The 22,157-nt window shown below is 66.9% G+C and carries 20 protein-coding genes and 1 riboswitch; of the genes, 8 read left to right on the forward strand and 12 right to left on the reverse strand.

Annotated elements, in window-relative coordinates; all coding sequences use genetic code 11:
- Positions 1-13 precede the first annotated feature (13 nt).
- From CQ050_RS18690 to CQ050_RS30885, 4 genes are read left to right on the forward strand one after another with little or no spacing between them, the layout of a single operon-like run.
- Entirely contained in the window at positions 14-1,201 is a 1,188-nt protein-coding gene (locus tag CQ050_RS18690; RefSeq protein ID WP_105558331.1) for an MFS transporter, read from the forward strand.
- On the forward strand, positions 1,198-2,934 hold the full coding sequence (locus tag CQ050_RS18695) for an ABC transporter ATP-binding protein (protein WP_146121055.1): 1,737 nt from the start codon (positions 1,198-1,200) through the stop codon (positions 2,932-2,934). Before CQ050_RS18690 ends, CQ050_RS18695 begins: the two co-directional genes overlap by 4 nt.
- Positions 2,931-4,757 (forward strand): ABC transporter ATP-binding protein, encoded by a 1,827-nt coding sequence (locus tag CQ050_RS18700; RefSeq protein ID WP_105558332.1) that lies wholly within the window; start codon positions 2,931-2,933, stop codon positions 4,755-4,757. Before CQ050_RS18695 ends, CQ050_RS18700 begins: the two co-directional genes overlap by 4 nt.
- Positions 4,720-4,872, forward strand: a complete 153-nt coding sequence (locus tag CQ050_RS30885; RefSeq protein WP_158266071.1) for a hypothetical protein — start codon at positions 4,720-4,722, stop codon at positions 4,870-4,872. The genes CQ050_RS18700 and CQ050_RS30885 overlap by 38 nt, the downstream gene beginning before the upstream one ends.
- Before the next feature lie 15 nt (positions 4,873-4,887).
- On the opposite strand, the gene mntP is transcribed toward CQ050_RS30885, so the two are convergent.
- On the reverse strand, positions 4,888-5,463 hold the full coding sequence (gene mntP / locus CQ050_RS18705; RefSeq protein ID WP_105558333.1) for a manganese efflux pump MntP: 576 nt from the start codon (positions 5,461-5,463) through the stop codon (positions 4,888-4,890).
- Positions 5,464-5,470: 7 nt separating this feature from the next.
- Positions 5,471-5,645: riboswitch (yybP-ykoY riboswitch) on the reverse strand.
- A 47-nt stretch (positions 5,646-5,692) separates the two neighbouring features.
- Positions 5,693-6,868, reverse strand: a complete 1,176-nt coding sequence (gene tet / locus CQ050_RS18710; protein ID WP_105558334.1) for a Tet(A)/Tet(B)/Tet(C) family tetracycline efflux MFS transporter — start codon at positions 6,866-6,868, stop codon at positions 5,693-5,695.
- 106 nt (positions 6,869-6,974) lie between these two features.
- Here tet and tetR point away from each other — a divergent pair, with 106 nt between their 5' ends.
- Positions 6,975-7,592, forward strand: a complete 618-nt coding sequence (tetR, locus tag CQ050_RS18715; RefSeq protein ID WP_105558335.1) for a tetracycline resistance transcriptional repressor TetR — start codon at positions 6,975-6,977, stop codon at positions 7,590-7,592.
- Positions 7,593-7,716: 124 nt separating this feature from the next.
- On the opposite strand, the gene CQ050_RS18725 is transcribed toward tetR, so the two are convergent.
- A complete protein-coding gene (locus CQ050_RS18725; protein WP_105558337.1) occupies positions 7,717-9,162 on the reverse strand; it encodes an AlkA N-terminal domain-containing protein in 1,446 nt (481 codons plus the stop codon).
- Positions 9,163-9,307: 145 nt separating this feature from the next.
- Here CQ050_RS18725 and ogt point away from each other — a divergent pair, with 145 nt between their 5' ends.
- The 3 genes from ogt (at position 9,308) to CQ050_RS18740 (ending at position 12,112) form a co-directional block, all read left to right on the forward strand.
- Positions 9,308-9,832: a methylated-DNA--[protein]-cysteine S-methyltransferase gene (gene ogt, locus CQ050_RS18730; RefSeq protein ID WP_105558338.1), complete on the forward strand. Its 525-nt coding sequence runs from the start codon at positions 9,308-9,310 to the stop codon at positions 9,830-9,832.
- A gap of 110 nt (positions 9,833-9,942) precedes the next feature.
- Entirely contained in the window at positions 9,943-11,028 is a 1,086-nt protein-coding gene (locus tag CQ050_RS18735) for a tartrate dehydrogenase (RefSeq protein ID WP_105558339.1), read from the forward strand.
- 100 nt (positions 11,029-11,128) lie between these two features.
- Complete coding sequence (locus CQ050_RS18740) at positions 11,129-12,112, forward strand: tripartite tricarboxylate transporter substrate binding protein (RefSeq protein WP_105558340.1); 984 nt, start codon at positions 11,129-11,131, stop codon at positions 12,110-12,112.
- A gap of 51 nt (positions 12,113-12,163) precedes the next feature.
- On the opposite strand, the gene CQ050_RS18745 is transcribed toward CQ050_RS18740, so the two are convergent.
- The 9 genes from CQ050_RS18745 to urtB all read right to left on the reverse strand — a co-directional run bounded on the left by CQ050_RS18745 (position 12,164) and on the right by urtB (position 22,148).
- The gene (locus CQ050_RS18745; RefSeq protein ID WP_105558341.1) at positions 12,164-12,769 is read right to left on the reverse strand and encodes a phosphatase PAP2 family protein; all 606 of its coding nucleotides are present in this window, start codon (positions 12,767-12,769) and stop codon (positions 12,164-12,166) included.
- Between the two features lie 91 nt (positions 12,770-12,860).
- Positions 12,861-13,289, reverse strand: coding sequence for an arsenate reductase (glutaredoxin) (gene arsC / locus CQ050_RS18750; RefSeq protein WP_105558342.1), 429 nt, complete (start codon positions 13,287-13,289; stop codon positions 12,861-12,863).
- A gap of 64 nt (positions 13,290-13,353) precedes the next feature.
- Positions 13,354-14,946 (reverse strand): PepSY domain-containing protein, encoded by a 1,593-nt coding sequence (locus CQ050_RS18755; protein WP_105558343.1) that lies wholly within the window; start codon positions 14,944-14,946, stop codon positions 13,354-13,356.
- Between the two features lie 20 nt (positions 14,947-14,966).
- A complete protein-coding gene (locus tag CQ050_RS18760; protein ID WP_105558344.1) occupies positions 14,967-17,168 on the reverse strand; it encodes a TonB-dependent siderophore receptor in 2,202 nt (733 codons plus the stop codon).
- A gap of 198 nt (positions 17,169-17,366) precedes the next feature.
- Positions 17,367-17,780 (reverse strand): DUF2946 domain-containing protein, encoded by a 414-nt coding sequence (locus tag CQ050_RS18765; protein WP_105558345.1) that lies wholly within the window; start codon positions 17,778-17,780, stop codon positions 17,367-17,369.
- Between the two features lie 76 nt (positions 17,781-17,856).
- Positions 17,857-18,555, reverse strand: a complete 699-nt coding sequence (gene urtE, locus CQ050_RS18770) for an urea ABC transporter ATP-binding subunit UrtE (RefSeq protein ID WP_105558346.1) — start codon at positions 18,553-18,555, stop codon at positions 17,857-17,859.
- Between the two features lies 1 nt (position 18,556).
- Positions 18,557-19,396 carry an urea ABC transporter ATP-binding protein UrtD gene (gene urtD / locus CQ050_RS18775; protein WP_105558347.1) on the reverse strand — a complete coding sequence of 280 codons (840 nt, stop codon included), beginning with the start codon at positions 19,394-19,396 and terminating at the stop codon, positions 18,557-18,559.
- Entirely contained in the window at positions 19,393-20,520 is a 1,128-nt protein-coding gene (gene urtC, locus CQ050_RS18780; RefSeq protein ID WP_105558348.1) for an urea ABC transporter permease subunit UrtC, read from the reverse strand. Before urtC ends, urtD begins: the two co-directional genes overlap by 4 nt.
- A complete protein-coding gene (urtB, locus tag CQ050_RS18785; protein ID WP_105558349.1) occupies positions 20,517-22,148 on the reverse strand; it encodes an urea ABC transporter permease subunit UrtB in 1,632 nt (543 codons plus the stop codon). Before urtB ends, urtC begins: the two co-directional genes overlap by 4 nt.
- Positions 22,149-22,157 lie beyond the last annotated feature (9 nt).

Here is a 22,157-nt window from a genome sequence, read left to right on the forward strand (position 1 = left end):
CTGGAGCCGCATCGTGCACCTCCAACGCGCCTGGCGCCTGCTGGCAAGCCTTTACAGCACCCAGTTCCTGGGTCTGATGTTCTTCGTCGTCGCCATGGCGGCCATCCTGCGCGACCGCGGCGCCAGCCTCGATACCATTGGCCTCGTGTATCTGCTGGGCATGGTGTGGCCGCTGAAGGCGCTGTGGGCGCCCTTGATTGACCGCTATGCCATCGGACGGCAGGGCCACTATCGCGGCTGGCTGCTCTTCACCCAAGGCGGCATGGTGTTATGCCTGGCGCTGATCGGACTGCTGGACTTGCAGGCCGACTTTGCGCTGATCTATCTGCTGTGCCTGGCGACGTCGCTGTTGTCCGCGACACAGGATATCGCCGTTGATGGCCTGGCCTGCCGCCTGCTCACCGCTGCGGACCGCGGGTTTGGAAATGGGCTGCAGATCGGCGGCGGGCTAGTGGGCAACCTGGTCGGCGGCGGGGCAATGTTGATGCTGTATCCGACCTTCGGATGGACCGGCTGCTGCCTGACGCTGGCGGCCCTGACCGCCTTGTCGTGGCTGCAATTGCTGCGCTACCGGGAACCCGCATGGCCGCGGCCGGCGCGGCCTGCCGGCTACTCCCGCCTTATCGGGTTCTGGCGCGCGCCGGGGCGCCTGCGTCTGCTGCTGTTGCTGCTGATCTATCCGGCCGGCAGCGCATTGGCCTATTCGATCGTCATGCCGTCCCTGATCGATGCCGGATGGGGCTTGGAAAGCGTCGGCCTGGTCGTCAATGTGCTGGGGTCGCTGGCGGGTGTGGCCGGCGCGCTGGTCTATGGCCGCCTGTTGCGGCGCTACTCGCGGCGCCGCGCCATGGTCGTGGCCGCGCTGCTGCAACTGCTGGGCATCTGCGGCCTGGCGCTGCCTGCGATGGGGTGGGCGTCCGCCGCCATGGCGGGGGCGGCGGTCGTGGCCTACTTCCTGCTCTACAACCCGGCCGCGACCGTGCTGGCGACGTTGATGATGGATCAGTCGTCTGCGGCAAGCCCGTCGACCGATTACACCCTGCAGGTCAGTCTGAGCCAGTGCTTCGTGATGCTGCTGACGTCGGCGGGTGCGATGCTGGCCGCGCGCATCGGCTATGGCGGGGTTGTGGCGGCGGCCGTCGTGCTGGCATTGTTGGCGGCCGCCGCCAGCTTGCGCTGGACACCTCGGAGCGCCACATGAACAAGCCGTGGCAGATACTGCGCCCGGTACGCGGCTGCATACGGCGGGCCATGGCCTTGGCCGTGATCGGCGTACTGTCCAGCATGGCGGCGCTGGCCAGCCTGGCATTGGCGGTCCAGGCCCTGACGCTTGCGCCCGGCGTATTCCCTTGGCGCCAGTTCGCGGGTGCGCTTCTGTTCACCGTGCTTGCCTACGCGTTGCGCTTGCAGGCGTTCAATCAGTCGCATTACGCCGCCTTTCGCCTGGAGGTCATCCTGCGCACGAACCTGGTCGGGCATATTGCGCGTCTCTCGTTTGGCGAGACGCAAGCGCTGGGAAGCAGCGCGCTTGCCAAAGTGGTGCATGACGATGTCCAGGCGCTGCATACTTTCGTGGCGGACAGCACGCCGCTCTATGCCCGGGCATACGCCATGCCGGCTGCCAGCGCCGTACTGCTGTTCGCGCTGGATTGGCGGCTGGCGCTGGCCTGCGTCGGCGTGTTGGCGGCAGGGGCATGCGTGTTGTCTCGGGCCATGCGCGGGCGCGACACGATGACGCGCCGCTATCACGAGGCGCGCGAGCAGGTTAGCGCGGCGGTGGTCGAATACGTCCAGGCCATGCCGGTGGTCCGCACCTTCGATACCGGTCAGACCACGTTCGGCCGCTACCACCAAGCGTTGGAGCGCTATCTGGCCATGTTGACGCACTGGTATCGCGCAGCCAGCTTTCCCGCGCGCTTTTCCATTGCGCTGCTGGGACCGTTGCCCACGCTGGGCCTGCTGCTGTGGACCGGAGCCTGGCTGATTACGCAGGGACAGCTGACATTTCCCACCTGGCTGGCTGCATTGCTGTTCGGGATGGGGATGGCCGAGGCCATGTTCCCGATGATGTCGCTGGCCCACATGATCGACCGGGCCAAACTCAGCGTCGCCCGGATCCAGCAGGTGATGGACATCGCCCCTTTGCCGCCGGCGCTCGCGCCGGACAAGCGTCCCGCGGACAGCTCGGTCAGGTGCAACGGCGTGACGTTTTCCTACGACGGCAAGCGGGCGCTTGATGACCTTACCTTCACCGCCCAGGCCGGGCGGATCACGGCCCTGGTGGGGCCATCCGGCGCGGGCAAGAGCACCGTGGCGCGCCTTATTGCGCGCTTCTGGGATGTCGATGCCGGCAGCGTGACCATCGGCGGCGTCGACGTGCGCGACATGGCACGCGACGTGCTGTTCGAACACGTCGCCTTTGTTTTCCAGGACACTTTCCTGTTCTCGGGCAGCGTCGCCGAGAACATCGCCATGGGTCGGCCCGATGCTGCCCGCGCGGATATCGAGGCCGCCGCAACCGCCGCGCAAGCCCATGACTTCATCGCGGCGCTGCCCGAGGGGTACGACACCGTATTGCGCGAAGGGGGCAAGAACCTCTCGGGCGGCCAGCGCCAGCGCCTGACGATCGCCCGCGCCATCCTCATGAACCGGCCGATTCTTGTACTGGACGAAGCCACCTCCGCGACCGATCCCGAGAACGAGCGTGCCGTCGGTGCCGCGCTGGCCGGGTTGATGCGCGGCAAGACCGTCATCATGGTCGCGCATCGCCTGAACGCCGTCCGCCACGCCGACCAGATCCTGGTCCTGGACCACGGCCGTCTGGCCGAGAGCGGCACGCACGAGGGATTGATCGCCGAGGGCGGCCTCTATGCCCGTCTGTGGAGCAACCACGAACGCGCCCGCCTCTGGACCTTGGGAGAACACCAGCCATGAGTCACCACCCGGCCACGTGGCCCGAAACCTATCGCCGCCTGATGCGCAGCGCCGGCCCGCAGGCTGGCCGCCTGCGCGCGAGCCTTGCGCGACTGCTGGCGGCCGCGATGCTGCAAGGCATGGCGCTTGCCTGCATCGCGCCGCTTTTCGTTGCCGTCGCCCATGGCGCGCCGTGGCGCACGCTGGCAAGCTGGCTCACGGCCTTTTCCCTATTGGCGTTGGGCGCAACAGTTGTGCGTTGGCGCGCTCAAGGGTTCGATTACCAAGGCCATATGGCGGCCGCTTCGCATGACCTGCGTATCCGTCTGGGGCAGCAGCTCCGGCGTATGCCGCTGGAGGCCTTGCAGGCCCACCGCACGGGCGACATCGCCGCCAAGCTGCTTGGCGGCGTCGATGAACAGATGAACTACGTGTTGACGGTGGTGAACCTCATCCTGGGGGCAGTGGTGACACCGGCGGTGACGGCCTTGGCGCTGTTGGCGCTGGATTGGCGCATTGGCGTGGCGCTACTGCTGGTGTTTCCCGCGATCCTTCCGCTTTACCGCTGGCGCCGGCCGGCGATGGACCAGGGCATGAAAGCGGCGGGACTGGCGAACGAAGCCCTGAGCGCCGAACTGCTGGAGTATATGCAGGGCGTTCCGGTTTGCATGGCGACCGGGCGCGCCGGCGTCGAAAACCAGCGCTTGCGCCATCGCTTCGAAGTGGTGGAGCGCGTGCAGCGCGACGCCCACCGCCGTGGGGCCAAACCCGATCTGATGATTGCCAGCGTGATCGAACTGGGTCTGCTCGGTATTCTGGCCTGCGGGGCGTTCTGGGTGGCCCAAGGCAGCCTGGACGCCGCGTTGTTGGCGGCCGTGCTGGTACTGGTGGTGCGCTTTGCCGAGCCGATGGCGACCTTCGTGTCGTTCACCGCCATTTTCGCGCTGATCGAAGCCGCGCTCGCGCGCGTCGAGGCACTGCTGTCGGTCGCGCCGCTGCCGCAATGGCCTGTTGCCGGCGATGCGCCGCGTGACGCCGCTATCCGCGTCGAGGGCATGACTTTCCACTATGCGGGTACCAAGACGCCCGCCTTGCGCGGTATGGACCTGCGTTTGCCGGCGCGCGGCCTGACCGCGCTGGTGGGCCCCTCTGGCTCCGGCAAGACGACGCTCACGCGCTTGCTCATGCGGCACGCCGATCCCCAGGCCGGCGCCATCATGATCGGCGGGGTCGACCTGCGCCGAATGCCGCCTGCGGAAATCAACGGTCTTGTGTCCACGGTGTTCCAGGACGTGCATCTTTTCGACGATACGGTGCTTGCCAACATCGGCATGGCGCGACCACATGCCAGCGACGCGGATATCCGCGCAGCGGCGCGTGCCGCGTATTGCCTGGACTTTGTCGAACGTCTTCCGCAAGGTTGGCAGACCCGTCTGGGCGAAGCGGGCAGCCGGCTGTCGGGCGGCGAACGCCAACGCTTGTCCATTGCGCGCGCCATCCTGAAGGACGCACCCATCGTGATCCTGGACGAACCTACGGCCGCCCTGGACACCGAAAGCGAGTTGGCGGTCCAATCGGCCATCGATGCGCTGGTGCGGGAACGCAGCGTCATCGTCATCGCCCACCGCCTCTCGACCATCGTCGCCGCCGACAATATCCTTGTCTTTGAAGATGGCAGCATTACGCAGTCGGGAACGCACGCCGACCTGCTGCGGGTCCAGGGCCGCTATCGCGCCATGTGGATGGCGCAGGAAGCCGTTCTAAGTAAATTCCCGATTCCCGAGCCTCAACAGTCAGGAGCGTTTCATGACGACACGGGAACGGCATCGGGTCCGTCTGTTTGACGATACCGTCTTCCATGGCGAGGTTGTCGCGTCGCTGGCGGCGCCCAACGAGCGGCGCGACGCAGAAAAGGGCGCCATCGCCGAGCTTCGGGTGCTGGGTTTCCTGGAAGACTGAAACCCTTAAGGCGCGTCAGACGGCTGCCGCCGCCGTCAGGTGCTGGTACAGGATCAGCGAGCCGATCCCGATGAGCGCGAGTCCCCCCAGTATCTCGGCCCGTTTTCCGGCCACGCTACCCAGCGCCCGTCCCAGCATCACGCCGATCGTCACCATCAAGGTGGTGGCAAGACCGATCGCGACGGCGGCCACAGCGATGTTCACGTCCACGAACGCCAGGCCGACGCCCACCGCCATGGCGTCGATGCTGGTGGCGAAGCCGGTTGCGGCCAGCAGCCAGAAGGAATGGCGGGAGACGGGCGGCGCGTCCTCCTCGTCTTCCTTGAAGGCGTTGCGGATCATCAGCAAACCGAGAATACAGAGCATCGCGAAGGCGATCCAATGGTCCCAGTCGGCCACGAATTTCGCCGCGACGGAACCGAGCCCCCAGCCGATCACAGGCGTGATCCCTTCGATCACGCCGAAGATGATGCCGGTGCGCAGCGCTTCCGGCAGGCGGGGCTTGTGCAGGGCGGCGCCTTTGCTGATGGCGGCCGCGAACGCGTCCGTCGACATGGCGAACGCGAGGACGATGATGGAGAGGGCATTCATGGAGTATGGGGTCCAACCGGGCGAGAACGGCACAGACCCCCCACACCGCCCAGCGTCGTGTGAAAAGTCCGTGGTCTCGCCAAGCGCGAATGCTGCTTACGCCATGGCCGGCTAGGCCAAGAATGTTGACGCAAGCCCTTTCAGACCGGGCTGAAAGGCGGCTACTCCCCAAAGAGATGACGAAGTCTAGCAGAGCTGCCTGAAGGACGCGTGACAGTCCTGGAGGCGATCAGGATGCATTTTTCGATACCACGGCCGGCCAGCACAGCAGATAGAGCGCGGCGCCCGCGATCCAGGGCCATCCCGTCCAGGTCGCGGCGGACGCGGCATGGATCGCCGTGAAGCCCAAGGGGCCGATGATCGACGCCGCGCTGCCTAGCGCCGCCAGCGATCCTTGAAGCCGCCCTTGATGCGCCTCATCCACCCGCCGGGACAACGTGGCCTGCAACGCCGGCATGCCGATGCCGCCGCTCGCAAGCAGGATCATGATGGCAAACGCCATCCATCCTTGCGTCGCGAAGGCGAGCAGAACGTATCCGGCGCCGTCGGCCAGCATCCCGGCAATGAGTGCGCGCTTCTCGCCCAGCCTGGCGATGGCGGGGCCGGTGGCCAACGCCTGGGCAAGCGCGTGCAGGACGCCGAACGTGGCAAGCGACACGCCGGTCATGGCGGCGTTCCAATGAAACCGGTCTTCGCCGAAGATGACCCAGAGCGCGGCAGGCACCTGCCCGACGAGTTGCATCACGAAGAAAACAGCCATCAACGCAGCGACGACGGTCATGCCCTGAGCCCATCGGAATGAGGCAAGCGGATTGAATGCCGTCAATGCGATGGGTCCGCGTTCGCCCTTGTGTGATTCCGGCAACAGGAAGGCCCCTGCCAGGAAGTTAAGGCCGTTCAACACCGCCGCGGCCCAGAATGGCGCATGCGGCGACATCCCCCCGACGAGTCCGCCGATGGCGGGGCCCGCGACCATGCCAATGCCGAAGCATGCGTTCATGAAGCCAAAGTGACGGGCGCGCGCGTCGCCCTCGGTGACATCGGCGATATAGGCGCCAGCCACCGCGCTTGTCGCCCCGGTGACGCCGGCAACGACACGTCCGATGTACAGGACCCAGAGGACAGGGGCGGTCGCCATGATCGCGTAGTCGACGGCCGCGCCAACCAGAGAGACAAGCAGGACGGGGCGCCGTCCGAATCGGTCGGACAGCGCGCCGAGCATCGGTGCGCAGAGAAACTGCATCAGCGCGTACAGCGCCAGCAGGACGCCATAGTGCGTGGCGACATCGCCTGCCGCGGCCAGTTCGCGCAGCAAGCCGGGCACCACGGGCATGACCAGGCCCACGCCGGCAGCGTCAAGCGCAACGGTACTAAACAGGACGCCAAGGGCGGGATTGGATTTCACGGGTGGGGCTTCGGGACGCCGCCGCTGACGGTCGCGGCGGGTATCCACAAAATTTATCAGTGATAGATAACTAGACAAATAATTTATCGGTGATAAATTGTCAAGCATGACAAAACTGCAACCGAACGCGGTAATCCGCGCCGCGCTGGACCTGCTGAACGACGTCGGCATGGACGGCCTGACGACGCGCAAGTTGGCGGAGCGATTGGGCGTGCAGCAACCTGCGCTCTATTGGCACTTCAAAAACAAGCGCGTCTTGCTGGACCGGCTGGCTGAAGCCATGTTGGTCGAGCGTCACACGTATCCCTTGCCTCGGCCCGGCGACGATTGGCGCGCGTTCCTTATCGGCAATGCCCACAGCTTCAGGCAGGCATTGCTGGCCTATCGCGATGGCGCGCGCATCCATGCCGGTACGCGGCCAAGTGAACCGCAGTTCGAGACGGTGGAAACACAGCTTCGCTTCTTGTGTGAGGAAGGATTCACGCCGGGCGACGCCGCCCAGGCACTGCTGACGGTTAGCCACTACACCGTCGGCGCGGTGATTGAACAGCAGTCCGACGAAGCCGATGTGGATGAACGCCCCTCGTCATCAGCCAGCGCTGCTGCCGCCACGCCATTCCTGACGGCGGCCATGCGCGACATCGATAACGCCGGTCCGGATGCCGCGTTTGAGTTTGGCCTGGGAGTCATCATCGATGGGCTGAAGGAAAAGCGCAGGCGATAAACGGCGTCGGGCCGGGTGACCGAAGCGGTTGTCCCCGTGCCAAAGAATATCTACGGCGCCACCAAGTTGGCGGCCGAGACGCTGGGCGAACTCTTCGCGCGCAAACACGTATTCCTCGCAGCCGCTACGCCGTCCACAAATGCTGCGCCGCATACGCGCGCCACGGCCGCCATTGCTCGGACCGGGCCAATAACTGCGCGGGGGTGATGTCGCGCGATTCCAGCTTTTCCAACGCGCGGATCAAGCCGATGTCCGCCGACGGGAACGCGTCCGGTTCGCGCAACTGGCGCAGGGCGATGTATTGCGCCGTCCATTCGCCCACGCCGCGGATCTGGCGCAGGCGCGCCACGGCTTCTTCCAGTCCGGCGGCCGCATCGAACAGGTGCTTGTCGGCGACGGCGGCGGCGCCCACGGCCGACAACGTCGCGGCGCGGCTGCGGGGCATGCCTAGCGAAGCGAGTTCGGCGCCAGCAACGACGGCCGGCTCGGGAAAGACATGGGTCAACGTGCCTTCCGGCCGCGTCATGGGCGCGCCGTGCGCCGCCACCAGTTTTCCGGCCAGGCGGATGGCGGCGACCACGGTGATCTGCTGGCCCAGCACGGCGCGCATCGCGAGTTCAAAGCCGTCCCAGGCGCCGGGGACGCGCAGCCCGGGCCTGGCCTGGATCAGCGACGTCATGACGGGGTCTTCCGCGAATTGCGCGGCGATGGCGACGGGGTCGCTGGCCAGGTCGAAGACGCGGCGTACCCGCGCGATGATCGCCGGCAGCGCTTGCAAATGGGGAAAACGCACGATGACCTGCAAGGCGTTGCCGGTGCCGGGGCGCACGGTGACGGTACCCTGATGGCCATCCAGGCTGACGGTGCGCGCGTAGCTGTCTTCCGTGACGTGTTCGATCCCCGGGATGGCGCGCAGCCGCAGAAACGCCAGCATGGCGTCCCAGTCATAGGGCGGGCGGTAGCGCAGCAGCAGCTTGATCTCGCCGTGTTGGCCGGCGGAAACGTCGGGTTTTTCGGAGCGGCGCAGTTCGCCCGGGGCGCGGCCGAACAGGTCCAGGAAAATCTCGTTGAAGCGGCGGATGCTGCCAAAGCCCGACGCAAAGGCGATTTCCGCCATGGGCAGGCGAGTTTCGTGAATCAACTGTTTGGCGAGCAACACGCGGCGCGTCTGCGCCACCGCGACGGGCGACGCACCCAGATACTGGCGGAATTGGCGGCGTAGCTGACGTTCGCCCACGCCCAGGCGTTGCGCCAGCGAATCCACGCCGCCTTCGTCCAGGGCGCCCAGTTCGATCAACTGCAACGCGCGCGCCACGGCGTCGGGCAGTTCATGCCCTGGCCCCAATTCCGGAGCGGTCTCTGGCCGGCACCGCAGGCAAGGGTGGAATCCCGCTTCTTGCGCGGCGGCCGCCGTGGAAAAGAACGTGACGTTCTTCGACAATGGCGTGCGTGCCGGACAGACGGGGCGGCAATAGATGCCGGTCGTCTTGACGGCCGTGAAGAAGCGGCCGTCGTAACGGGCGTCGCGCACCTGGATGGCGCTGTAGCAGGCGTCGTGGTTCAGTTCCATGCAGCGATACTAACGCCGCGCCGGGGCCGGGATCTAGCGGTTTTCGGACACGGTTGTAAGGCGCATACTGATGTCCGAAAACCGCCAGCCGAGGGGCCGGACGGGATTTATATTGGCCCCATCGAGACTTCTCCAGGAGCCGGCCATGCCGATCCACACATTCTCTTTGGAGCGCGTTGCCACGCCATTGGGCCAGATGCTGGTGCTGACGGATTCGCAACAGCGCCTGCGCGCGGTCGATTGGGAAGACTATGAAACGCGCATGGTCACGCTGCTGCGCCGGCAGTACGGCAAAGACGCCGTGCAGGTGCGGGATGCGGCCGGGCCGTCGGCGGCGCGCCGGGCGCTTGAGGCGTATTTCGATGGCGACGTGGCGGCGATCAATGGCCTTCCCGTGGCGTTGGGCGGCACGGATTTCCAGCGGCAGGTCTGGCAGGCGTTGCGCGGCATCGCGGGCGGGCAGACCGTCAGCTACGGCGTCCTGGCCGGCCGCATCGAACGGCCATCGGCCGTGCGCGCGGTGGGGCTGGCCAACGGCGCCAACCCGGTCGGCATCGTGATCCCCTGCCACCGGGTGATCGGCGCCAACGCGTCGCTGACCGGCTACGGCGGCGGGCTGCACCGCAAACGCTGGCTGCTGGAACACGAGGCCAGGCATTCCGCGCCCTGACCGCCACTTTCAACTCCAGGTTAAAGATGTTGTGAATTCAGGCGCCGTTCGCGGCGCCTGCGCTCGGTAAAGTGCCCACAGACCCTTATCAGCAAGGAGCCTGTCGGCCCATGAAGACGTATCGCATCGCAACCATCCCCGGCGACGGCATCGGCAAGGAAGTCATTCCCGCCGGCCAGCGCATTCTGCAAGCGCTGGCCAGTCAAAATGGCTTGCGCTTCGAGTTCCAGGATTTCGACTGGGGCGGCGACTACTACCGCAAGCATGGCGTGATGATGCCGGCCGACGGGCTGGAGGCGCTGCGCGACAAGGACGCGATCCTGTTCGGGTCGGCGGGGGATCCCGACATTGCCGACCACATCACCCTGTGGGGCCTGCGCCTGAAGATCTGCCAGGGCTTCGACCAGTACGCCAACGTGCGGCCCACGCGAATCTTGCCCGGCATCGATGCGCCGCTTAAACGCTGCACGCCCGAACAGTTGAACTGGGTGATCGTGCGGGAAAACTCGGAAGGCGAGTATTCCGGCGTGGGAGGGCGCGTGCACCAGGGGCATCCCATCGAAGCCGCCACCGATGTGTCCATCATGACGCGAGCGGGTGTCGAACGCATTTTGCGCTTTGCGTTCAAGCTGGCGCAGTCGCGTCCGCGCAAGCTGCTGACGGTGGTGACCAAATCGAATGCGCAGCGCCACGCGATGGTGATGTGGGACGAGATCGCGCTGCAGGTCAGCCGCGAATTTCCGGACGTGACGTGGGACAAGGAACTGGTGGACGCGGCCACCGCGCGCATGGTCAACCGACCGGCATCGCTGGACACCATCGTGGCCACCAACCTGCACGCCGACATCCTCAGCGATCTGGCCGCGGCGCTGGCAGGCAGCCTGGGCATTGCGCCGACGGGCAATATCGATCCCGAACGCCGCTATCCATCCATGTTCGAACCCATCCACGGGTCGGCTTTCGACATCATGGGCAAGGGGTTGGCGAACCCGGTGGGCACGTTCTGGTCGGTCGTCATGCTGCTTGAGCACCTGGGCGAAAACGCCGCCGCCGCCCGCTTGATGCAAGCCATCGAAAGCGTGACCGCGAATCCGGCCTTGCATACCCGCGACCTGGGCGGCGCCGCCACGACGGAGCAGGTGACGGCGGCGGTCTGCGCGCAGCTGGAGGCGGGTGGGCAGGCGCGGGCGGCGTAGACGGGCATTACCCGGAGACCAGACCCCAGGCATAAGACCCGGGGCGGTGTCCGGCGACACAACAAGAAGCGAAGTCCATTCGTATCCCAAGGAGACAAGCATGTCCAAGCAAGCCTTATGCGCGCGCGCCCTGGCGTTCGCGTGCCTGTTGAGCCTGCCGCTGGCGGGCGGCATCGCGATGGCGCAGCCGTATCCCGCGCGGCCGGTGAACCTGGTGGTGCCTTTCCCGGCCGGCGGCACGACCGACGTGCTGGCCCGCGCGCTGGGACAGGAACTGGCCAAGCGGCTGGGCCAGCCTGTAGTCGTGGAAAACAAGCCGGGCGCGGGGTCCACCCTGGGCGCGGATTACGTGGCCAAGGCTGCGCCCGACGGCTACACGTTACTGATGGGCGCGGTGCACCACACCATCGCCACCAGCGTCTACAAGAGCCTGCACTACGACTTTCAGAAGGACTTCGCGCCTGTGACGACGGTGGCGCTGGTGCCCAACGTGCTGGTCATCAACCCCAAGCTGGACGCGAAGAACGTGCAGGGGCTGTTGACGCTGGCGCGGGCCGCGCCGGGCAAGCTGACCTATGGGTCCAATGGCATGGGCACGGGGCAGCACCTGATCGGCGCGCAGTTCGAGCACGCAGGCCACGTGCAGTTGCTGCACGTGCCGTACAAGGGCAGCGGTCCGTTGACGACCGACCTGCTGGGCGGCCAGATCGACATGTCGTTCGACACCATCACGCCCGTGCTGGCGCACATCCAGAGCGGCAAGTTGCGCGCACTGGCCGTAACCACCAATCAGCGGTCGGCGGCGCTGCCCGACGTGCCCACGATGGAAGAGGCGGGGTTGAAGCCCTTCAACATGGGGACGTGGTTCGGCGTCTTGGCGCCGGCCGCCGTCCCGAAGGACATCGTGACGAAGCTGAACGCCGACATGGTTGCGATCATCAAATCGCCGGACTTTTCGCGTCGCATGGCGGAGATCGGCGCGGTGCCCATCGGCGACACGCCGGAGCAAATGCGGGCCCGGATCGGGACCGACACCGAAAACTACGCCAAGCTGGTCAAGGACGCAAAAGTCGCGATTAACTGAGGGGGCCGGCCAGGCGCGGCCGGCGAGGCGCGGTCCGCTAGGCGCGGCCGGCTAGGCGCGGATCCAGCCCCGGGCGATGGGCAGCGCCAGCAGTTTGCGGTAGACGTCCTGCGTGGCCCGCGTGAACGGGGCGCCCACGCGGCTCCAGAGTGGCGCGGCCACGCCCGCCGCGATGGGCGCCAGGATCAAGCCGCCCGCAATGTCCAGTGGGAAATGCACGCCCAGGTACACGCGGGACGTGCCGACCACGGCGGCAGCCAGCAGGGTCGTCCAGCCCCATCCCGCCCAGCGCCGGTCAAAGAGCAGCGCCCACGCGAAAGTGGCGATGATGATGGTGTGGTTGCTGGGGAACGACGACGTTGCCTTGTGCGGGAAGAACGCCTGTCCCAGGCCAATCGCGAAGGGGCGCGGATGCGGCCACAGCGCGCCGCACAGATAGCTGGCGAACAGCGCGACGGCGATGCTCGCCAGCACCTTCAGCGCCAGGTTGCGTTGCGCCTCGCCGCCCCACAGCCACAGCGCGGCAAGCGCCACCGGCACCAGCAGGATCAGCGGGTTGGCCACCAGCATGGCCGTGTGAATGCGCCAGGCTGGGGTGGAGGGATCGGCGTTGATCAGAAGAAAAAGGGACTGGTTGAGACTTTCCAGAAAACTCATGACACGTCATCGCAGCGTAATAATCGATAGCCGCGATGGTAATGAGCGTTCCCGTCAATCCGCTTCCAAAATGCGCCGTCCGCGCCCGCTTTTACTTCTGGATGCGTTTGCCGTCCGCATTGACGACGAGCTCGCCGTCTTCCTTCGTGAAGGCGCCCTGTTGGGGCGTCGGAAGGATGTCCAGGACCAGTTCGCTGGGGCGGCACAGGCGTGCGCCCAACGGCGTGGACACGAAGGGCCGGTTCAGCAGGATGGGGTGCTGCTCAATGGCGTCCAGCAGCGCGTCGTCGGACAGCGAGGTATCGTCCAGGCCCAGCTCCAGGTAGGGCGTGCCCTTTTCGCGCAGCGCGTCTCGCACGCTGACGCCGGCCTGTTTGAACAAGGCTTTCAGCGTGGCGCGGGACGGCGGTGTTTCCACGTACAGCACCACGTTCGGCTCGATGCCGGCATTGCGGATCATGGCCAGCGTATTGCGGGACGTGCCGCACTTGGGGTTGTGATAAATGGTGACGTCGGACATGGTGACTCCTTGATGCGGTAGTTCGTCTGCAAGAGGGTGAGCATAGTGCATCCGCGGCGCGCGATCAGGCGCGCAGCTTCTTGCCCAGCCGGCGCCAGCCGATGACCACGCCGGTCAGGCTCAGCGCGGCGCCGCCCAGGCTCAGGAAAATCAGCAGCGCGTCCCATAGCGGCCGGCGCGACAGCAGGCCCGTCCAGTCCCAGCTATGCAAAAAGGCGAACAACCAGCGGCTGACGCGGTTGCTGCGGTCTTGCCGGCCCTGGATCAGGCCGGTGCGCGGGTCCAGATAGACCCAGGTGGCTTGCGGGTTGTCGTAGACCAGCCGCCACATGGGCAGGGGCTTTTCGATGTGGCCAAGCATGGCGTGTTCATCGCGCGCGTAGTAGTAAAGGTCATAGGCGCGCAGTACCTGCACCTTGCGCAGCGCCGCGCCGGGCACCAACTGCGTGGCCGCCTGCCGCAGATCCGTTTCGGTGAAGGCATGCGGTGTTGCCTGGGTGGCGGATAGCACCTGGGGCGCGCTGGCGGGGCCACGCGCCAGCACCACGTCCTGCCCGGCGGCGTGCGTCCAGCTCAGTTCGCGCGGTGCGGCGGGCAAGGCGGCGATCAGTGCCTTTGGCGGCGCCAGGGGGGCCGTGCCGGCCGGGCCTGCATACGCCGCCCGGTCCAGCGGCGCGGCCGTGCTGGTGAAGAGCTTCCAGGGGTTCATCGACATCAGCCCGCTGAAGATCCATGTCAGGGTGACGGCGGCGAACAGCAGGCCGCTAAGGTGGTGCCAGCGCATCATGGGTTCACGATAGGGCGAGCGGCTGCCGCTGGCGTAGGGCCGCGAAAAGCGCCAGCGCAGGATCCCCACGAGGGTGCCCGTCAAGGCCACGGCGACACCCGCGACGGACAGCCACACCACGATGTCGTGCCACCAGGGGTCCAGCGCATTGCCGCGGAATGGATACAGCCAGTGGATCCACGCGCCCGCATAGTTCCACAGGCGCTCGCTGCGCGTGGCGTCCAACACCACCGCGCCGGTCGCGGATGAGATATAGAGCCGCGTCCGGTCGGGGTCGTCCATGTCGACGCGGTGCAGCGGGCGGTGCGGTTTAAGCGCGCCAGAATGCGTGTACACGTCTTCCTGGATGGCGCCGCGGTAATGCGCGGCGTATCGGCCGCCGAACCAGGCGCTGGCGGTGGCCTGCGCGACGGCGGCGTCGGCGGGCGGCAGCACGGCGCCCGTGACGGCATCCACGATGCTGGGCGCGTCGCGCGGGCCGCCGGGCACGGCATAGACCGGCGCGCCGCCGCGCGTGGCGGCCAGGCTCAGGCCCGATGCGCCGCGGGCGCTGGCGCCAACCGCCGCCAACGCCTGTTCGGGGGTGATGGCGACCGTGGCGATCATGGCGGCGTCCAGGGGCGCCAGGTGCGACAGGCGTTCCTGTGGCGTCACCTTGGGGTAGCCCACGTACATCATCACCACGCCGCTTACGAACCACATGGCGAAGAACAGGCATAGCACGACGCCCGCCCAGCGGTGGATCAGGTAGAGCCAGCGCTTGGCGCGGGCGGTCAGCGGCGGGCCGGCAGGATGGCGCGGCGAAGGGGGCGAACGGGGCGAAAGGGGCGAAGGGGGCGAAAGGGGCGGACGGGATGGCGTGGCGTTCATGGCATGTCCATTTTCGCGGGTCAGAATCGCGCCTGCAGCGTCAGCTCCACCGAGCGCGGCGCGCCCAGGTAGAACATCGTCGGCGTCGCGTTGGCGGCATAGACCTTGTCGGTCAGGTTGCGCACGCGTGCCGTCACATTCAGCCGGGGGTTGATCCGATGCGACAGTGCGGCGTCGAACACCGTGTAGGACGGCGCCCAGACCGTGTTGGCCGCGTCCGCGTAGGCGCGGCCCACATGGCGCGCGGCCAGGCTGGCGTTCCAGTCCGGCACGAAGGCGTAGTCCAGCCACACGTTGGCGATGCGGCGGGGCGTGTTGGTGGGCACGTTGCCATTGCGCGATACCGCGACGCCGCCAACGGATTGGGAAAAGTCGTCGTACTTCGGGTCCACGAACGCCACGTTGCCTTGCACGGACAGCTTGGACGTCAGCTGCAGTCCGGCGGCTAATTCGATGCCGCGCGCCGACTGCGCGCCGACGGGAACGCTGACCCCGGGGTTGTCCGGGTCGGACGTGGCCATGTTCTTGCGCTTGATCTCGTAGACCGACACCGTGGCCGAACCACGACCGTCCCAGAAGTCGAACTTGCCGCCCACTTCGGTTTGCGTGCCGGTGGTGAGCTTGTCGTTGTTCAACACGTCCGCGAACGAGGCGGTGGCCAGCAGGCCGGATGGCGGATCCGCCGCCGTGGCGTACTGCGCATACAGCGAGGCCTCCGGGGTGATCTCCCAGTTCACGCCCAGGCGTCCCGTCACGGGCGAATAGCGCCGGGATGCGCTGGCGGGCGACGCCGCCGTGACGGCGCGGCGGTTGGTCAGATCCAGGTCGATGAAGTCCTTGCGCAAGGCCGATACGATCGCCACGCCGGGCAACACCTCGGTGCGGTTCTCCAACGTCAGCGCAATCGTGCGAATGCGGTTGTCGCGGTCGGCGGCGTGGCCGCGCGTCATGCCGGGAATGTCGTAGAAGTCGCCGGGCGAAAAGTCGTACGGGTCCACGGCGTCCACCTGGGCGGGCCGGCTGGTGGGATAGCGCGTGACCTTGTTCTGACTGATGTCCGCGCCGAACGACCAATCGCTGGGCAGGCCGCCAAGCGTCGACCGCAGCACGCCTTCCACGCGGTTGCCCAGCAAGCTTTGCTCGTGGCGCTGCAACAGCGCGCCGGACCGCAGCACCAGGCTGTTGCCGGCGTTGAAGCGGTAGTTCTCCAGATTGCGGAAATCGCGTTCGGCGCGGTAGTAGTACAGCGTGTTCTTGAACGTCAGCGCCGGCCCGGCGCGCCATTCGGTCAGGGACCGGGCCCACAGCACCGATTGCTCGTACAGGCTGTCGTTGACGTTGTAGTTCTTGAACCGCGTGCCATCCAGGATGCGGCCGGCGCCTTGCACCACGCCGCCTGTGCCGGTTTTCAGCGGCGTGCCCCAGTAGGGGCGGTCCACCTGCTCGCGCTGGTACTCGAAGGCGAAGGTCTGGGTCACGTCGTCGCCCACATCGGACAGCAGCGAGACCGCGATCTGGCTTGCTCGAGACGCGTTGCCGTCGACCCAGCCGTGGCTGGCGCCGGTGTTGGCGTCGATGCGCAGGTAGTGCCCACGGCCCCCAGGTGCGCCAGCCAGTTGCTGGTTCACGCCCGCCGACCCTTGACGGCTGTCGAACGAACCCAGCCGGAATTGACCGTCGTAGAAGGTGTCGCGCTGGGGCAGCTTGGTCACGTAGTTGATCGCGCCGCCCACCGCGCCCGCGCCGAACAGGAAAGTCGAGGGCCCGCCGATGGCCTCGACGCGGTCGTAGATCCAGCTATCCACCGGGCGCGCGGCCACGGCGTCGTACTGCACCGAGATGCCGTTGAACAACTGCGTCACCTGACCGCCGGAAAAGCCCCGGTAGCTGACCGCCCCGGCGTTGCCGGGGGGCGATGCGTTGTCCACGCCGGGGATGCCACGCGCGATGTCTTGCGTGTTCAGCGATCCGCGGGCGTCGATCTGTTCGCGCGAGATCACCGTGACGCTGGCGGGTGTTTCACGCAGGGTCAGCCCCAGGCGGCTGCCCGTGCTGTCGCGGGCGTCCAGGTTGATCGGGCCGTTGGGGGCGGGTTCCGGCTGCCCGGCGCCGTAGACGGTGGTGGGCGCCAGCGTTTCCACGGCGGGTTCGGTGGTCAGGGCCTGGGCCGAGGCGCTGGCAAGCGCGCCCAGCAGCAGGGTGTAGCGGGTGGTTTTCTTCATGTCTGGAACCGGAGGGCGGCCCATGCGCCCGGTACCCCGCCGGGTAGCAGGCAGGGCAGGCGGGATCGCAAGGCCGTTCGCAGGGATCGGGATGACGGCACGCGACCTGGCGCGTAACGCGCGCGGACGTAACGTGCCGACGGCGAAGGCGGGCAGGCGCGGACAGGTTCCGCCGTCAGGCGGCAGTGCTGCGCCGACTTAGTTCGCGGGCGGTGCGCGCGGCTGGGCCGCGCTCCAGGCATGAAGGGGATTGGCCGCCAGGAAGAACAGCGGCGGGTAGGTGATGGCGCGGCCGATGGGGGCGGGCAGCACCGGCACGGGCGCGGGCAAGATGCCCACGCCGGCCTGTGGGTTGCGGCACAGCGGGCAGTGATGGCCATCGCCATGGGCGTCGGCCTGGCTGCCGTCGCCGCCATCGCGCGGCACTTCCAGCGTCAGGCCGGACTGCGTGTCGCCGTCGCTGACGCAGTAGTCCACGCTGATGCGAAGCGTGTGGTGACCGCCCGGGGACAGGCTCAGGGCATGTGCAAGCGACGGCGCCAACGACGCCCACAGAATCGCGGCAAGCGCGATCCACAGGGTGGGGCGGGTCAGGAAGGAAGCGAAGCACATGGAGCCGGATTATATCGGAGCAGATCGGCCATCCGCACGCGATATCCCGGCCTGCCTGCGGCATTTCGCCGCAGTTTCACACGGACAGGTGCCGACGAACGTCCTCGCCGTCGATGGCGCTGCGGTCGCCGCTGGCCACCACCTCGCCGCGCGAGAGCACGACGAACTGGTCCGCCAGTTCCCGGGCGAAATCGAAGTACTGTTCGCACAGCAGGATGGCGATGTCGCCCCGTTGGCGCAGCATGTGGATCACCCGTGCGATGTCCTTGATGATGGACGGCTGGATGCCTTCGGTAGGCTCGTCCAGGATGATGAGCTTGGGCTCGGCCACCAGCGCCCGCGCGATCGCCAGCTGTTGCTGCTGCCCGCCGGACAAGTCGCCGCCGCGCCGCGACAGCATGCTCTTTAGCACCGGGAACAATTCGAAGACGTCTTCCCGGATGCGGCGCGCGCGCGACGCGGGCTGAGTCGCCATGCCCATCAGGATGTTCTCTTCCACGGTCAGGCGGGCGAAGATGTCGCGGCCTTGCGGCACATAGGCGATACCGCGCGCGGCGCGTTGATGCGGCGCCAGGCGGGTGATGTCGGCGCCGTCGAAAACGATGTTGCCGCTGGCGACGGGCAGCACGCCCATCACGCATTTCAGCAGCGTGGTCTTGCCGACGCCATTGCGGCCCAGCAGCGCCAGGCATTCGCCTTGCGCCACCGACAGCGATACGCCGCGCAGCGTATGGCTGCCGCCGTAGTATTGGTTGATCCTGCTTACGTCCAGCATGTCAGCGCCCCAGATAGACTTCGATCACGCGCGGGTCGGCCTGCACCTTGCTCATTGGCCCTTCGGCCAGCACCGAGCCTTCATGCAGCACCGTCACCTTGCCGTCGCCCGCGATCTGATTGACGAAATCCATGTCGTGTTCCACCACCATCAGCGAGTGCCGTCCGCGCAATTCGTTCAGCAGTTCCCCGGTGCGTTCGGTCTCGGCGTCGGTCATGCCCGCGACCGGTTCGTCCAGCAGCAGCAGTTGCGGTTCCTGCATCAGCAGCATGCCGATCTCGAGCCATTGCTTCTGGCCATGCGACAGCAGGCCCGCGGGCCGCCATACCTCGGGGCGCAGCCGGATCAGGTCCAGCGTTTCGCCGATCTTGTCGGCCTGTTCGCCCGTCAACCGCGAAAACAGCGTGGGTCGGACGCGTTTGTCGGTCTTCATCGCCAGTTCCAGGTTTTCGAAAACGGTGTGCTGTTCGAACACCGTCGGGCGCTGGAATTTGCGGCCGATGCCGGCATGCGCGATCTGCGCCTCGTTCAGGGTCGTCAGGTCGATGCTCTGGCCGAAGAATGCGGTGCCCGCCGTGGGGCGGGTCTTGCCGGTGATCACGTCCATCATCGTGGTCTTGCCCGCGCCGTTGGGGCCGATGATGCAACGCAGCTCGCCCACGCCGATATCCAGCGTCAGGTCGTTCAGCGCCTTGAAGCCGTCGAAACTGACCGTGATGCCTTCCAGGTAGAGGATGGCGCCGTGGCTGGTGTCCAGGCCCTTGGGGCTGACGCGGCCGTAGCCGGCTTCACCGCTGGGGCCGCCTTCCAGCGCGGCGGATTCGATGTGCGTGCTGGTCATGCCTTGTTCTCCTGGAAGCGGGCCGCCACGCGGCGGGCCAGGCCGACGATGCCGGTGGGCAGGAACAGCGTGACCAGCACGAAGATCAGGCCCAGCGCATACAGCCAGTATTCGGGCAGCACGCTGGTGAACCAGGTCTTCAAGCCGTTGACCGCGCCGGCGCCGATGATGGGGCCGATCAACGTGCCGCGTCCGCCAGTGGCCACCCAGATGACCATTTCGATGGAGGTCTCGGTGGACATCTCGCTGGGATTGATGATGCCGACCTGCGGCACGTACAAGGCGCCCGCGATGCCGCACAGCACGGCCGACAACGTCCACACGAACAGCTTGAAACCCAGCGGGTCGTAGCCGATGAAGCGCAGCCGGCTTTCGGCGTCGCGCACCGCCGTCAGCACGCGGCCCAGCTTCGATTGCGTGACCAGGCGCGCCAGGACCAGGGCGCCGGCAAGCGCCGCCAGCGTGATCCAGTACAGCGCGGCACGCGTGCCCGGCGCCGTGATGTCGAAGCCCAGGATGCGCTTGAAATCGGTAAAGCCGTTGTTGCCGCCGAAGCCGGTATCGTTGCGGAAGAACAGCAGCATCGCGGCAAAGGTCAGCGCCTGCGTGATGATCGAAAAGTACACGCCTTTGATGCGTGACCGGAAGGCGAAGTAGCCGAAGACGAAGGCCAGCACGCCCGGCACCAGCACGACCAGCAGCATGGCGTACCAGAAGTGTTCGGTGAAGGACCAGTACCAGGGGTAGCTTTTCCAGTCCAGAAACACCATGAAGTCGGGCAGGTTGCTCTGGTAGACGCCGTCGCGGCCAATGGCGCGCATCAGGTACATGCCGTGGGCGTAGCCACCCAGGGCGAAGAACAGGCCATGGCCCAGCGACAGGATGCCGGCGTAGCCCCACACCAGGTCCAGCGCCAGCGCGGCCATCGCGTAGCACATGAACTTGCCCAGCAATGCCACGGCATAGGCCGACACGTGCAGCGCATGGCCCGGCGGAAACACCAGGTTCAACAGGGGCAGCAGCGCAAGCAGGGCGACGGCCACCGCCAGCGCCGTCCAGACGCGGCCCGAAAACAGGGGGCGCCGGGCCAGCAGGTTCAGATCGGTCAGCGCGGTCTGTTTCATTCAACGCTCCGGCCGCGGGGGGCGAATAGGCCTTGCGGCCGTTTTTGGACAAACAGCACGATAAGCACCAGGATGGTGATCTTGGCCATGACGGCGCCCGCGTAGGGCTCCAGGAATTTGTTGACGCCGCCCAGGCCCATCGCGGCGATGACGGTGCCGGCCAGCTGGCCCACGCCGCCCAGCACCACCACCATGAAGGAGTCGACGATGTAGCCGCGGCCCAGGTCAGGCCCCACGTTGCCCAGCTGCGACAGTGCCACGCCGGCCAGCCCGGCGATGCCCGAGCCCAGGCCGAAGGCCAGCATGTCCACGCGTCCGGTGGGTACGCCCACGCAGTCGGCCATGCGCCGGTTCTGCGTGATGGCTCGTACGAACAGGCCCAGCCGCGTGTGGTTCAGCAACACCCACACCAGGAACACCACGAAGAAGGCGAAGCCGATGATCACCAGCCGGTTGTAGGTCAGCACCAGCCCGCCCAACACGGTGATGCCGCCGGACATCCAGCTGGGATTGCCCACTTCCACGTTCTGGGCGCCGAACAGCGTGCGCACGCCTTGCATCAGCATCAGGCTGATGCCCCAGGTGGCCAGCAGCGTTTCCAGCGGGCGGCCGTAGAGCCAGCGGATGACGGTGCGTTCCAGCGCCATGCCGACCAGCGCCGTGATGGCGAAAGCCAGAGGCAGCGCGGCCACCACATACCAGTCCAGCCAGCCCGGCAGCCACGCGCGAAACAGCGTCTGCACCAGGTAGGTCACGTAGGCGCCAATCATCAGCAGTTCGCCGTGCGCCATGTTGATGACGCCCATCAGGCCGAAGGTGATGGCCAGGCCCAGCGCGGCAAGCAGCAGCACGCTGCCCAGGCTGATGCCGTAGAAGAGGTTGCCTGCCCATTCGATCGTGGCCAGGTGGCGGTCGATCTGCTTTAGCGCGTTGACGGCGGCTTCGCGCACGCCGGCATCCGGCTCGGCATACACGCCGCCCTGTTCCTGCGTCAGCGCGGCAAGCGTCGGGCGGAAGGCGGCGTTGCGGGTCTCGCCCAGCAGTTCCACGGCGTGGCGCCGCTTGGCGGGGTCGGTGCTTTTTAATTCCAGGTTGGCCTGCGCGATCAGCAGCGCGTCGCGCACGGCCTCGTTCTTTTCAGACGTCAGCGCTTTTTCCAGCATCGGCAGGCGCGCGGGATCGCCGGTCTGCTGTAGCCGGCGGGCGGCGGCCAGGCGTTCGTCCGGCTTGTCCGAAAACAGGCGAGAGCCCGCCAGCGCCGCTTCGATGGCGCGGCGCAGGCGGTTATTGATGGTGACGGTGCCGCTGCCCGCAGGCAGGTCGACGGATGCGCCAGTCACGGGATCGGTGGCCCGCGCACCACCCGTGCCAATCAGCACGCGGCCATCGGTCGTTGCATAGAGCTGGTCGTTGCCCAGCGCTTGCAAGACCGCGGCGGCCGCGGGTTCAGGCAGTTGGCCCAACGCGGCAATCGCTTGCAGCTTGGCGTCGGTGTCGTCGCCGGCCAGCGGCGCAAGCAAGGCCGGGTCCACGCCGGCCGCCGCCGCGGGCGCGGTCAGCAACGGCACGGCAAGCAGCCATGCAAGAAGGAAACGACGCAAGAAGTGTGCGATTGCCGCGATATGCATGGCTGCTGT

Source organism: Achromobacter sp. MYb9 (assembly GCF_002975275.1).
In the GTDB taxonomy this organism is placed as follows: domain Bacteria; phylum Pseudomonadota; class Gammaproteobacteria; order Burkholderiales; family Burkholderiaceae_B; genus Achromobacter.